Raw genomic sequence first — 13936 nt, forward strand, 5'->3', positions numbered from 1 at the left:
CTCCCATGGCTGAAGTCGTCCTCCAAAACATCATGAAGCGCTACGGCGATCTCTATGCCGTCAATGATGTGTCCTTCACCGTCAACGATGGCGAGTTCGTCGCCCTCGTTGGCCCCTCGGGTTGCGGCAAAACCACGACCCTAAACCTCATCGCCGGGCTCCTCCCTATCACGTCAGGGAACATCTCCATCGGTGATCGTAACGTTACCCGTCTTGATCCCAAAGACCGCGACATTGCCATGGTTTTTCAAAACTATGCGCTCTACCCGCAAAAGACGGTCTTTCAAAATCTGGCCTTTCCTTTGCAGATGCGAAAGCTGCCCAAGGACCAGATTGAGACCAAGGTGAAAGAGGCCGCCCGCGTCCTCGACATCACCCACCTGTTGGAGCGTCGCCCCCGCGAACTCTCAGGCGGTCAGCAACAGCGCGTTGCCTTGGGCCGGGCTCTGGTGCGCGATCCGCTGGTCTTTCTCATGGACGAGCCGCTCTCCAATCTCGACGCCAAGCTGCGCGTGCAGATGCGCTCCGAGATCAAACGCTTCCACCACAACCTCAACGCCACCATTGTCTACGTCACCCATGACCAGCTTGAAGCTGTCACCATGTCCGACAAAATGGCGGTGATGAACGGCGGCCTGCTCCAGCAATACGACGCTCCAGAGAAAGTCTTCGCCGATCCGGTGAACATGTTTGTCGCCAGCTTCGTCGGCTCTCCGGCCATGAGCCTTATTCCGCTCGAAGCCGTCACCCAAGGCGCCGATACTGTTCTGCGCTCTCCCGAAGGCTGGGACTTTACCCTGTCTCCGGAGAACGCCCGTAAAGCGCAACGCTCGACAACCGTCAAAGTCGTCCTCGGCGCGCGCCACTCAACCCTGAAACTGCACCACAGCGCCCAACCGGGCACCGTCCCCGGCAAAGTCTATACCGTTGAACCTACAGGCGACATCACCTTCGCCCAGGTCTTCATCTCCGGCGCAGTGGTCAACATCAGCCTCGATCCATCGGTCCACATCCGGCCCGACGACTTGGTCCATATCGAGTTCGACCAATCCCGCATCCATCTCTTCGACGAAAACACCACTATGGCCCTCAAGGCCGATTGAACCGAGTTTTGCCATGAACCTGCACGACGCTGCACTCAATCACGTCAATACAAACTCCCGTCCATCGGAACTGCGCATCACCGACATGCGGGTCGCCGAAATCCAGGGTGCCCCCTTCTATTCGGCCATTCTCAAGATCTACACCAACCAAGGCATTGTCGGCCTTGGCGAGGTCCGCGACGGCGCCAGCGCCACTTTCGCGCTCATGCTCAAAAGCCGACTCTTGGGCGAAAACCCCTGCGATGTGGATCGCCTCTTCCGCCGCATCAAACAGTTCGGTGGCCATGGCCGCCAGGGCGGCGGTGTCTCCGCCATTGAAATCGCCCTGTGGGACATCGCCGGCAAAGCCTACGGCGTGCCGATCTACCAGATGCTCGGCGGCAAATTCCGCGACAAGGTCCGCATGTATTGCGATACCGACGCCACCGTCCCAAGCGGCACCGAAACTGGCAAGCGCCTCAAAGAACGCATGGATCTGGGCTTTACCTTCCTCAAGATGGATCTGGGCCTCATGCAGATCGTCGACACGCCCGGAGCCGTCGTCTCACCCTCCGGCTCGCTGGAAGGATTTAAAACCCACCCGTCGCGCGGTGCTGTTCGCTCGATGGAAGATCGGCGCGCCCGCAATGCAGTCTACGACGTCCACAATGTTCGCCACCCCTTCACCGGCCTCAACTTCACCGAACGGGGTCTCGAGCTGCTCGAGCAATATATCTACGAGGTGCGCGAGGTCATCGGCTACGAAATCCCGCTCGCCATCGACCATGTTGGTCACATCTCGCTGCAGTCGGGCATTCGCCTTGCCAAGCGCATTGAAAAATACGCCCCGGCATGGCTCGAAGACGTGATCCCTTGGCAATACGCCGACCAATATCGCACGCTGCAACAGGCGACCACGGTGCCAATCTGCACGGGCGAAGACATCTACCTCAGGGAAGGCTTTGAGCCGCTCCTCAATTCCGGCATCGCCATTATCCACCCCGATCTTCTGACTTCGGGCGGCATTCTCGAAACCAAGAAAATCGGCGATGCGGCGCAGGAAAAGGGCATCGCTATGGCCATCCATATGGCCGAAAGCCCGGTCGCGTGTATGGCCGCCGCCCACATGGCAATCGCCACCGAGAACTTCATGGCCCTCGAATACCACTCGGTCGACGTCGACTGGTGGGACGACATCGCCGTCGGCATTGATGGCCCCATTGTCAAAGACGGCTTCATCACCGTCTCCGACAAACCCGGTCTCGGCATTGATGACATCAACGACGAAGTCATCAGCCAACACATGGGCCCCGGCGTCACCGGCATCTGGCAGCCGACCGATCAGTGGGACGATGAATACAGCTGGGATCGCACTTGGAGCTAAGGCGGCCACAGGGGGAATGTACCGATGAAAATCACAGCAATCATTCCCTACCCCGCCTGGGCTGGGATCAGAAACCAACTCATCGTCAAAGTGGAAACCGATGAGGGCATCTACGGCTGGGGAGAGTCAGGTCTCTCCGGCCGCGAGAAGGCCGTCATCGGGGCCATCGAGCATTTTCGCGAGTTCCTGCTGGGCAAAAACCCAATGGCCATTGGTGCGATCTGGCAGGAAATCTATCGCTCGCAATATTTCGAGGGTGGACGCGTGCTCACAGCCGCCATGTCTGCCATCGACATCGCCCTGCATGATCTAAAAGGCAAAGCCCTCGGCGTGCCGGTCTATGAATTGCTCGGCGGCAAGCAGCGCGACTTCATCCCCACCTTCGCCACCGTTCGGGGCCCCTGTGGCGAGATCATGGTGCGGCAAGCCGAAGAACTGGTTGAGCTGGGCTGGCGCGCCATTCGCCTCTTTCCGCACGGCCATGAAAACCCTCGGATTTTCGAGCCCCGCGAAAGCCTCGCCGAGACGGCAAACTGGTGCACAAAAACGCGGGATGCCGTGGGCCATGAGATCGTTCTCGGCATCGATTATCACCATCGCCTCTCGGTCGCCGAAGCGGCCAGCTTTTGCCAGAAAATGCCCCCGGGAACCCTCGACTTCCTCGAAGAACCCATCCGCGATGAAACGCCCGAGGCCTATGAGGCCCTGCGCCGTCTCACTGACATTCCCTTTGCCATTGGCGAGGAGTTCGCCAGCAAATGGCAATTCCTGCCCTACATCGAACGGGACATTCATCAGTTCAATCGCATCGACGTCTGCAATGTCGGTGGGCTGACTGAGGCGATGAAAGTGGCCGGATGGAGCGAGGCTCACTACGTCGATGTCATGCCCCACAATCCCCTGGGGCCCATCTGCACCGCCGCCACCGTCCATTTCGGCGCGGCCGTACCCAATTTCTCGTGGCTCGAAACCCGCGCATCGCCGGGCGAGCTGTACCACGGCTTCGACAACCCTGAGTTGTTCCCAAGCCAGATCAGCCTCAACGGCACCGTCTATGACGTGCCCGATACACCCGGCCTTGGCGTCGAGGTGGATGAAGAGCGCCTCAAAGCCCAAAGCTTCAAATTCTGGGAAGCGCCTCATCTCATCCGCCGCGACGGCTCTGTCACCAATTGGTAATTTTGGATTTTTCAACGATGACCCATACGCCTGATATTACCCGCCCTTCCCAGACCCTTGTTGACGCCGTCCTACACATTGGTGCTGCCGCTGCCTCGTCAACCTTGGCCAAACTCGGCGTCCGCAATTGTCATATTCGTGGCCCGGTCGCGCAGCAGTCGGGCAAGGCCATTGCGGGTCCTGCTTTGACGCTCCAATTCATGCCCAAGCGTGAAGACATTTACGGCGAGGACGAATATTCCGACCCAGAAAAGCAGCTCCACCGCCACGTGCTCTACCATGTGCAAGCGGGCGATATTGTCGTGGTAGATGCGCGGGGCGACATGAGTTCCGGCGTGTTCGGGGATATGATGTCGACCTACTTCAAGGGCCGTGGCGGCGCGGGCATGGTCATTGACGGCGTCTTGCGCGACCGTCCCAATCTTTCCAAGCTCGACATCCCACTGTGGATCAAAGGCTGGACGCCGAACTTCCACACCCAGACCGACCTGATGCCCTTTGCCGTCAACGTTCCCATCGCCTGCGGCGGCGTCACCGTCATGCCGGGCGACATGATCGTTGCCGATGACGACGGCGCGGTCTGCGTCCCCGTCGCCTTGGCTGCGCAAGTGGTTGAATTCGCCAACAATCATCACGAGTGGGAGGACTATTCCCGCATGATGCTCAAGCGCGGCGAACCGCTTCAGCGCTATTATCCCCTGCACAACGATGCGCGTGAAGAATACGAAGCTTGGCGCAAGCTTAACCCGCTACAGCTCTAGCGTCCCTAAAGGGTCTCCCTCCCGGAGGAAGGGTGGCATGCGGATGCCACCCTTCTTTTTAGCTGATCCTTTGGGGGCCTTCGTCGGACCCGGCTTCCCAGCGCCGCAGCGCATCGCGACCGCGCGACAAGCGAGACATGACCGTCCCCGGGCGAACACCGAGCACCCTGCCCGCCTCGTCGTAACTCAGCCCTTCCATCGCCACCAGGCGCACAGCGTCCTGCTGCTCAGGCGGCAAAAGGTCAAACGCCCGCCGCAGCTGGCTCAGCCGAACGCTGTCTAATTGATTGGGCGCCAGCATATGGCTGTTCTGCTCAACGAAATCCCGCTCGCGCGCTCTGCCACTATGGCCCGAACGCAGCTGGTCGATGTGTAGATTATGGAGGATGGCGAGCAGCCACTGTTTTAGATTGCGCGAAGGGTCGTAGGTGGCGCGTCGCTCGATGGCACGGAGCAAAGTATCATGCACCAGATCGTCAGCATCAATCGGATGTCGCGTGAGCCTCAGCGCATAGCGCCTCAAAATCGGCACAGCACTTAATATCTCAAAATCGCTTGTGTCTAACCGCCCCATCAGCCCCCCAGCTTATCCAAGCGCATAGTCTAAGCTGGAGACGGACAACTAGGCAAACGCCTTTTCGCGGCACTCGCCTCCGCTAGACCTGCAGAGACTCCAGACGTAGCGGCGCATTGTCGAGAAATTCTTGGACAAGCGCTTGGCGCGGCAACACAAAATCTATGATCTTCTGTTGCCGCGCTTTTCTATATAGGTCTAGAACTTAGACAACTTTGGAGATGTCCGGCACCGCATCGAGCAGCATCTTGGTATAGTCCGCCTGCGGGCTATCAAAGATCGCGTCGGTCGGCCCCTTCTCCACCAACACACCATTGTGTAATACGCCAACGGCGGTCGACATCTGCCGCACAACAGCAAGGTTGTGGCTGATGAGCAGATAGGTCAGCCCAAATTCGGCTTGCAATTCGCTCATCAAATCCAAGACTTGCGCTTGCACAGAAACGTCCAGCGCCGAAGTCGGCTCATCGCACACGATAAATTCCGGCTGGCTGGAAAGCGCACGCGCTATGGCGATGCGCTGCCGCTGACCACCCGAAAACTCATGCGGGAATTTCCGCATAACCGACGGATCAAGACGCACCTTGGTGAGGAGATCAGCAACGCGTTGCTCGACTTCGCTGCCATTGCGCGCAATGCCCAGCGTCCGCATGGGTTCAGCGATAATGTCCTTCACCCGCCAGCGCGGATTAAGGCTCGCATAGGGGTCTTGGAAAATCATCTGAACGCGCTTGCGCCGCTCTTGATGCCCCGCGCCACCAGCCCAAATGTCGTGACCGGCCACAGTGATGTGGCCCGAAGTTGGGCGCAGCAACCCGACAATCATCTTGGCGCACGTGGATTTACCCGAACCGGATTCCCCCACAAGGCCAAAGGTCGTGCCCTTCTCGATCGAGAAGCTGACATCGTTGACCGCGCGGAATTTTTCCACTTTGCCCGGCAACAGCTTGAAGAAGCCGCCACCGCCAATTTCAAAGTCACGGTGAAGGTTTTTCACCTGCACATAGGCTTTGTCGTCAGCGACAGTGGGCGCAATCGCCGCTGCCCCGTCCTTGCGTTCAATCGTCGGAATCGAGTTGATCAGCTTGATCGTATAGGGCTCGCGCGGACGACGAATAATGTCCCCGACCGTCCCAGTCTCCACCACCGTACCCTGATGCATCACCACCATGCGGTCAGCGGTTTGCGCAATCACGCCCATGTCGTGGGTGATCAGCATCACCGCAGCACCACGGCTCGAACAGAGCTTTTTCAGCACCTTGATGATCTGGGCCTGCACGGACACGTCAAGCGCCGAAGTCGGCTCGTCCGCAATGATCAGCTCCGGCTCAGCCGCGATAGCCAGCGCGATAACCACACGCTGGCGCATCCCGCCCGAAAACTGATGCGGATAGGAGTCGATGCGTTCCGCAGCGCGCGGAATGCCCGCTTCCGTCAGCAGATCAATTGCCTTCTGCCGCGCTTCCGCTTCGGAAAGCGGCAAGTGCGTGCGGATGGTTTCGATCAGCTGCTGACCCACCGTGTAGAGCGGGTTGAGGCTCGTCAGCGGGTCTTGGAAGACCATGCCGATACGCTTGCCACGCAGCGCATCACGCTGTTCGGTCGGCAGATTGTCGATGCGCTCACCATTGAGGAGGATTTGGCCTCCCGCAATATGCCCAGGACGATCGATGAGCCCAATAACGGCGGAGCCGGTCATCGACTTGCCCGCACCGGACTCCCCGACGACGCCGACAATTTCGCCCGGCATGATATCAAACGACACGCCGTTTACGGCACGGAACACGTCGTCGCGGAATGGAAACTCAACAACGAGGTCGCGAATAGAAAGAACGGGTTCAGGCATTAGCGCAACTTCGGATTGAGAGCATCACGCAGCCAGTCACCAAGGAGGTTGACCGACAGAGCGAGAAGGATGAGCGTCAGTGCGGGGAACGCAAGAATCCACCATTCGCCAGAGAACAGGAACTGCTGGCCGATACGGATCAGCGTCCCAAGCGAAGGCTGGGTCGGAGGCACGCCCACACCGAGGTAAGACAATGTCGCCTCTTCGATGATGGCGAGTGCCAGCCCGATCGTGCCGATCACCAAAACCGGACCAACCACATTGGGCAGCACATGGCGGAAGATGATGAAAATCGGATGCACGCCAAGAATGCGCGCCGCCGAAACATAATCCTTCTGCCGCTCAACCAAGGTTGCCCCACGCACCGTGCGCGCGAACTGCGCCCAGTTGGCCAGACCAATGGCAATAATAAGCACCCAGACCGCTGCGCCTTCCTGCTGATTGGGCGGAATAACGCCGCGCGCAATGCCGAAGATCAGCAGCGCAATGAGAATGGCCGGGAAGCTGAGCTGCACGTCGCAGACACGCATGATGATCGCATCCACCACGCCGCCGACATAGCCTGACACAAGGCCGAGGCCGACACCCATCACCATAGCGAACAACGTCGCCATAATGCCCACGAACAGCGACACGCGCGATCCGTACATAATGGTCGAGAGCACATCGCGCCCCTGACTATCCGTACCCAGCGAGAAATACTTGCCGGACATCGAGGTCGAATTGGGCGGCGTAAAGCCGTCCATCAAATTCAGCGTCGCTGGATTGAACGGATTATAAGGCGCAAGCAATGGCGCAAAAACCGCCATCAGAATAAGCGCCAGCGCGATAATCGAGGCAACGATCGCCACGGGTGAATGGCGATAGGACCAAACAACGTCTGACTTGATAAAGCTCTGCCAACGCGACGGCGCGGCCGCTGGTGCGTCTGGTGTTTGAGGGAGGTCTGTCACGAGTTACTTCCCCGTTCTTGCGCCGTCGCGCAGGCGCGGATCGACGATAAAGTAAAGAATATCAACGATGAGGTTGATAATAACGAACACCAGCGCCACGAAGACGAGGTATGCAGCCATGACCGGCACGTCGACGGCGGCGACCGAATTGACGAAGAGCGAACCCACGCCCGGCCACTGGAACACCGTCTCGGTGATAATTGCGAAAGCGATCACCGAACCCAGCTGAAGCCCCGTGATGGTAATCACCGGCACCATGGTGTTTTTGAGCGCATGGCCAAAGTTGATGGCACGCTTGGAAAGGCCCCGAGCGCGCGCAAACCGGATGTAGTCCGTGCGCATCACTTCCAGCATTTCCGCGCGTACAAGGCGCATGATCAGCGTCAATTGGAACAGCGACAGCGTAATCGCCGGCAGAATAATTGAGCGCAGGCCCGATTGGGTCAGCAGCCCGGTTTTCCACCAACCGAGCTCGACAACTTCGCCACGACCGAACGAAGGCAGCCATTTGAGCTCGACCGCGAACACATAGATCAGGCCAATACCAATAAGGAAGGTCGGCAAGGATACGCCCACCAGCGACAGCGTCATGATCACGCCGGTCGAAAACGCCTTTTGGCGCAGGGCGGTGTAGATGCCGAGCACAACACCACCCACCAGAGCGATGATGGACGAGGCGAAAGCCAATTCGATGGTTGCGGGCAAGCGATCGAGGATGAGCTGGCTGACCGGCTGCTGCAGCCGATAGGAAATGCCAAACTGCCCCTGAAGTGCGTTCACCACGAAATGGAAAAACTGGACATAGAAGGGCTCGTTTAGACCAAGCCGTTCACGAGCCGCGTCATAATCCGCTTGTTTTGCGTCCTGGCTCAGCAAAGCTGCGAGCGGGTCGCCGACGTAACGGAAGACGAGGAAGGCAATAAACGCCACGACGAGCATGACGAGGACGGATTGCAGAAGTCGTCGGGCAATAAAGGCGAGCATGTGGCTCCCTCAAAATACGAACCGCCGCGGAAGAACTCTCTTCACGCGGCGGCCTTGGATTGCAGGAAGTTAGTCGAAGGTGACCGTAGTCATGTTCGGCTGGTTTTCCGGCTGAACAGCCAGGGTCACGCCATCACGCATTGCGTATGCGAGCACCTGGTTGTGGATCGGCATGAGCACGCGATCTTCCTTCACGACCTTCCAGATTTCGGCAATGGTCGCATCGCGCTGTTCGATGTTGTCCATGGTGCCGAGCGCGATGATCTTCTCATCGAGTTCTGGGTTGGTGTAGAGGCCGACGTTATAGGTGCCGTGCAGATCAGTCTTGGAGTGGACGAGGTCGTTGAAGACATAGGCCGAGTCAAATGTCGGAACGCCCCAACCGAGCAGGTAGAAGTCCGACTTGTTCGCCAAGATGATCGGGCTGTGTTCAGCCACTGGACGCGATGCCAGCGTCACCTTGATGCCGATCTGGCCGAGCATGCCTACATAAGCGGTCGAGATCGCTTCGTCGTTCACGTAACGGTTGTTTGGCGTATCGAGCGTCACGGTAAAGCCGTTCGGGTAGCCAGCTTCAGCCATAAGGGCCTTCGCCTTTTCCACGTCTGGCTTCGGATAAGCGTCGAGTTCTGGCGTCCAACCGTTCACGAACGGAGGGTTCGGGATACCGGTCGGGATCGACTGGCCGCGCATCACAACCTGCTTGATCGCATCACGATCGAGCGCAAGCTCCATCGCTTCACGAACCTTCGGATTGTTGAAGGGGTTGCTGTCCTTGATGTCGGACGAAGCCAGTGGCTCTTCACCAAAGCGATAGCCGAAATAGATGAAGCGGTTTTCTGGGCCGATTTCGACCTTAAAACCTTCGGTATTGCTCAGACGATCGATGTCTTGTGGCGGAACGTCCTGAACGATATCGACTTCACCCGAGAGCAGTGCCGAAACGCGGGTCTGCGCGTCAGCGATCACCAGATATTCGATCTTGTCGACCGCAGACTTTTCGCCCCACCAGCCGGCGTTGTAATCAAGCACGGTCTTCACGTCGACTTCGCGCGAAGCGAGCGTGTATGGACCGGTACCATTGGTGTTGAGCACCGAGTAGTTGCTCGCGCCAGCGGCAAAGTCCTGCACCACAGCCAGATCATGTTCATCGGACCAGGTCTTGTCCATGATGAAGGTGTTGGTGAGGTTGTTTGGGTAGATCAGGGCTGGGCCCTTCATCTGGAATTCGACGGTGTAATCGTCGACCGCAGCAACCGAAACCACTTCGGCATGCAGCTGCTTCATGTTCGAGAACTCGCTCTTGGCGCGTTCAATCGAGTAGATCACGTCTTCAGCGGTGAAGTCGTTGCCGTTGTGGAATTTGACGCCTTCACGCAGCTTGAACACCCAAACTGTTGGGTCGCCTTCCTTGAGGGCCCACTCTGTCGCCAAACGTGGCGTCAGAGCGCCGTCATTGGCGCGGCCGAGCAGCGTTTCATAGATGTGGTGGGAAAGAGTGTGGGTATTCCCTTGGTTCTGCGAGTGCGGATCCATAGTCAGCGAGTCCGAGGAACGCGCCCAGCGAATGGTTTCCGCGCTGGCCACACTAACGAGCATAGTGGATGCAGCGAGCACCGCAGCAATGCGGGTGAGTGAAGTGTTCATTAAGTCCTCTCCATTTCCTGAATACTTGCTCTCTCTCGAATGAACTGGAGAGCTTTGAAGACAGCAAAGCCGAAAACAAACGCCAGTGCAATTGCAGGCAATGGGCAACAATATTCAGGAATGTCGGGAAAACTAACCCACATAACCCCATTCGCCCGGATTCGGGAGGGTTATCTTTCGATAGCAGGCCCTAAGATGAAACACATACAAAGCTTGCAACGCATGCTTTGTATACGGAGCCAAGTCCGCTTTTCTTCCAATCGTCCTCAAAAAATAATCATTCGTCTGATTTCGCCGCTTTGAGACCAGTTCAACACAGCACGACCGCAGAGAATCTTTAAATTTTTCAAGTGTGACGCCAGTTCAGCCCCTCTGTCCTGCCTCTTCCATCTGCCCAAATCTCTGTCATGATCAGAAGAAGAGATTGAGGATTCCGGAGGAGACACGAATGACAGAACAAGGCCTCTACACTGTCGTAGATACGCGCTTCTCAGGGCTAATTTTGGGCAATGCCAAGCTCGAAACAATCTACACCGGCTGCCGCTGGGCCGAAGGCCCGGTCTGGTTCAAAGATGGCAATTATCTCCTGTGGAGCGACATCCCAAACCATCGGATGCTGCGCTACATCCCCGATGTCGGCACCCATGTGTTCCGCGCCGATAGCCACTACTCCAACGGCAACACCAGAGATCGCTCTGGCCGCCTGCTCTCCTGCCACCACGGTACCCGCAGCGTCACCCGTACGGAGCATGACGGCACCATCACCACGCTGGCCGACAGTTTTGAAGGCAAGCGCCTCAACTCGCCCAATGACCTTGTCGTCCATTCCAATGGCAGCGTCTGGTTCACCGACCCGACCTACGGCATTCTCTCGGACTATGAAGGTTTCATGGCCACCCCGGAGCAGGCCAAACACAATGTCTTCCGCCTTGATCCGTCAGGCGAATTACAATCTGTTTCCGGCGACTTCACCCAGCCCAATGGCCTCGCCTTCTCGCCCGACGAAAAGCTGCTTTATGTCGCCGATAGCGGCTCCAGCCACGATGAAAACGTGCCGCGCCGCATCACCATCTTTGACGTCATCGACGGCCGCCTCTTGGCCAATGGCCGCAAATTCTGTGATTTGAAATTCGGCATTCCCGACGGCCTGCGCACCGACACTTTTGGCAATGTCTGGACCAGCGGCGGCAACGCCGTGCACTGCTACTCCCCCGACGGCACGCTCCTGGGGCGCATCAACATCCCCGAGACCGTGTCCAACCTCACCTTCGGCGGCCCGCGCGGCAATCAGCTCTTCATCACGGCCACGACCTCGGTCTACGCAATCTTCGTCAACGCCAAAGGCGCACAGGTGCCTTAAGCTCCGCGCCCCACCACACCGTCAGTGCTCGTCCTGATGGGGCAATCCAGCCCAACGCCGCCACGCTCTGGATCACCCGGACAAGCCGGGTGATGACGACGGGAGAGAGTGTGCTCAGAAGAGCAACGGCCGTTGTCTGAGCAATAGCTCGCCACACCACAGGGCCAACTCCTCCCCCTTTCCAGGGGGAAGCTGGGTGGAGGTACTCCTCGCCAGCCAGCCTGTCACCCTCGCCAAAGCGAGGGCCTCTGTTTCGCTTCCGCATACACCAGCGCAACGAACGAACACCACTGCCCCGTCATTGCCCGACTTGATCGGGCAATCCAGCCCAACGCTGGCCATACTCTGGATCACCCGGACAAGCCGGGTGATGACGCTGCGAAGAGCCAACACTCAAAAGGCCCCGGCTTCCATTGCCGCACAGCCCCTTCGCCTCCCTCCCCCTTGCGGGGAGGGACTGAGGGTGGGGGTCGGCGTGCGCCACACCCCGGCACCCTCGGGCCCGACCCGAGGTCTCAACACTTTGCCCCACCACCAGCCTGTCACCCTCGCGAAAGCGAGGGCCTCTGCGTCCCCTCAGCAATCACCGGCCCAGCCCCTCCCCCCCAACAGGGGGACGTTGGGTGGGGTAACACTCCGCAAAAACAGGCCCACCGCCTGCGCCCCGTCATTGCCCGACTTGATCGGGCAATCCAGCCCAACGCCGCCACGCTCTGGATTACCCGGTCAAGCCGGGTGATCGGGCGAAGAAATTACGCCTAGAACAGCCATCTTGCGCTAGCCCCCCTTTCTCGGCCAAACCAGCGGCCTACGCTGGTACCGGGCGAACTCCTCGACACCCAATAGGGACGCCGCATCCTTGGCGTCGCGACGTGCCTTGATGGCTCGGTATTCGCCGAGGAACGCGCCCACCAAGCGAGCCATTCTGTCATCTACTCGATCAAAAAGGGCATCATCGTTACAGAAGCGATAGTGCTTGCCCCATCCGCGAATTATGCTGTCGGTTCTGCTGATAGTTGCAATTAGGGAATATTTTCGCGGAATAGCTTCGCCTTTTTTCGTCTCCCGCATCACCTTCGCGCTTTCGTTAAAGCGTTTCTGCACATTTTGCTCAAGCCTCGTGATTGCCTTCGCTGACGGGCGTATGAATCCGTTGTTGAACTCGATTCCGAGCCATTCAAACTTGTCTGAAACTCGAAGAGGCTCCTTTGAAGACTTTTCCTCAGAAAGGGTCATCCCGAAATCGTGCAAGATGCCGATGGCCAGCCGCATACGGGCATTTGCTGCGGCGGCTGAAGGCGCGAGAATAATAAAGTCGTCGATATATCGGACGCATACACAGTCACCCTCGTTCATGCGCCGATCAAAGTCATGAAGCAGGATATTGCCGAGCAAAGGTGACAAAGAATTGCCCTGAGCAACCCCGATGGACTCAATTGGGAAGGCTTGCGCTTTTTCCTTGAGATCTGCCATGTTTGAGAGTTCGAGCCTAATCGCATCCTCAAACAGAACAACGAACTCAGGATCTTCCGTGACCTTCGAAATGATGTCCGTCACGTGGGGTTTGGGTATCTTTGTGAAGAAGGCACGTATGTCAGCAAATGCCACATGGGTAGCACCATTGCCTATGGCCATTAGCACTGCCTGAACGGCGGCGGGGACTGCTGCGAGTCCATCCTTCTGCTTCTTTATTCCGCCGAAGCTGTTGGGATTTTGAAAATAACAACTGAGTCCAGGCACTGTTTCCAATGCCTCGAGTACCGCTCTCTGGACAATACGCGAACGTAGCGGCGCTAACACAAGCGGACGGAACTTGGCACTTTTACTTCCGTCTGCATTTGTGGCGCGGCGGGACCGCCCGGCCCGTGAAATAAATGGGTCCAGCCGCCAAACAGGAACCTGAAACTGAAAGGGTTACGGCTAACTTCATCTCATCGGAACGGTCGGGCCTGACCACTGCAGAGGTACGTTGCCGCCCATTCTGCGCGGATGAGACCGTGACCTGCGCCACCGCCTCGCCGCCGCACTCCAAATCGAACGCACTGGATAAACCAGCCGCAGAAATGAAGGCGAATGCTCAGAATCAAAGTATCTCACAAGTCACAGATGCTCTTCAAGTATTCTTGTGAAAACATATCATTATCTACAAACTCAAGAGAACTTAGC

At 57.9% G+C, this 13936-nt stretch carries 11 protein-coding genes; 5 read left to right on the top strand and 6 right to left on the bottom strand.

From position 1 onward, the window contains the following. Window positions 1-5 precede the first annotated feature (5 nt). The 4 genes from H4N61_RS09545 to H4N61_RS09560 are packed head-to-tail and all read left to right on the top strand — an operon-like array spanning window position 6 to window position 4406. A complete protein-coding gene (locus H4N61_RS09545; protein ID WP_169196381.1) occupies window positions 6-1103 on the top strand; it encodes an ABC transporter ATP-binding protein in 1098 nt (365 codons plus the stop codon). Between the two features lie 13 nt (window positions 1104-1116). Beyond that, window positions 1117-2466 (top strand): mandelate racemase/muconate lactonizing enzyme family protein, encoded by a 1350-nt coding sequence (locus tag H4N61_RS09550; RefSeq protein WP_169196380.1) that lies wholly within the window; start codon window positions 1117-1119, stop codon window positions 2464-2466. Window positions 2467-2490: 24 nt separating this feature from the next. After that, complete coding sequence (locus H4N61_RS09555) at window positions 2491-3645, top strand: mandelate racemase/muconate lactonizing enzyme family protein (RefSeq protein ID WP_182393875.1); 1155 nt, start codon at window positions 2491-2493, stop codon at window positions 3643-3645. A 17-nt stretch (window positions 3646-3662) separates the two neighbouring features. Next, window positions 3663-4406 (top strand): ribonuclease activity regulator RraA, encoded by a 744-nt coding sequence (locus H4N61_RS09560; protein ID WP_182393876.1) that lies wholly within the window; start codon window positions 3663-3665, stop codon window positions 4404-4406. Window positions 4407-4464: 58 nt separating this feature from the next. On the opposite strand, the gene H4N61_RS09565 is transcribed toward H4N61_RS09560, so the two are convergent. From H4N61_RS09565 to H4N61_RS09585, 5 genes are all read right to left on the bottom strand, one after another. Continuing rightward, window positions 4465-4980 (bottom strand): sigma-70 family RNA polymerase sigma factor, encoded by a 516-nt coding sequence (locus tag H4N61_RS09565; protein WP_169196377.1) that lies wholly within the window; start codon window positions 4978-4980, stop codon window positions 4465-4467. A 205-nt stretch (window positions 4981-5185) separates the two neighbouring features. Further along, a complete protein-coding gene (locus H4N61_RS09570) occupies window positions 5186-6826 on the bottom strand; it encodes an ABC transporter ATP-binding protein (protein WP_182393877.1) in 1641 nt (546 codons plus the stop codon). Further along, window positions 6826-7716 carry an ABC transporter permease gene (locus H4N61_RS09575; protein WP_349236481.1) on the bottom strand — a complete coding sequence of 297 codons (891 nt, stop codon included), beginning with the start codon at window positions 7714-7716 and terminating at the stop codon, window positions 6826-6828. Before H4N61_RS09575 ends, H4N61_RS09570 begins: the two co-directional genes overlap by 1 nt. A gap of 66 nt (window positions 7717-7782) precedes the next feature. After that, window positions 7783-8763, bottom strand: a complete 981-nt coding sequence (locus H4N61_RS09580) for an ABC transporter permease (RefSeq protein WP_169196374.1) — start codon at window positions 8761-8763, stop codon at window positions 7783-7785. Window positions 8764-8832: 69 nt separating this feature from the next. Beyond that, window positions 8833-10410: an ABC transporter substrate-binding protein gene (locus H4N61_RS09585; RefSeq protein ID WP_182393878.1), complete on the bottom strand. Its 1578-nt coding sequence runs from the start codon at window positions 10408-10410 to the stop codon at window positions 8833-8835. A gap of 448 nt (window positions 10411-10858) precedes the next feature. Between H4N61_RS09585 and H4N61_RS09590 the strand changes: the two genes are divergently transcribed. Next, window positions 10859-11770, top strand: a complete 912-nt coding sequence (locus H4N61_RS09590; RefSeq protein ID WP_169196373.1) for an SMP-30/gluconolactonase/LRE family protein — start codon at window positions 10859-10861, stop codon at window positions 11768-11770. A gap of 777 nt (window positions 11771-12547) precedes the next feature. On the opposite strand, the gene H4N61_RS09595 is transcribed toward H4N61_RS09590, so the two are convergent. Beyond that, a complete protein-coding gene (locus tag H4N61_RS09595) occupies window positions 12548-13654 on the bottom strand; it encodes a reverse transcriptase domain-containing protein (protein WP_248310142.1) in 1107 nt (368 codons plus the stop codon). Window positions 13655-13936: the final 282 nt, after the last annotated feature.

The sequence above is a fragment of the Devosia sp. MC521 genome (genome assembly GCF_014127105.1).
Lineage (GTDB): Bacteria > Pseudomonadota > Alphaproteobacteria > Rhizobiales > Devosiaceae > Devosia.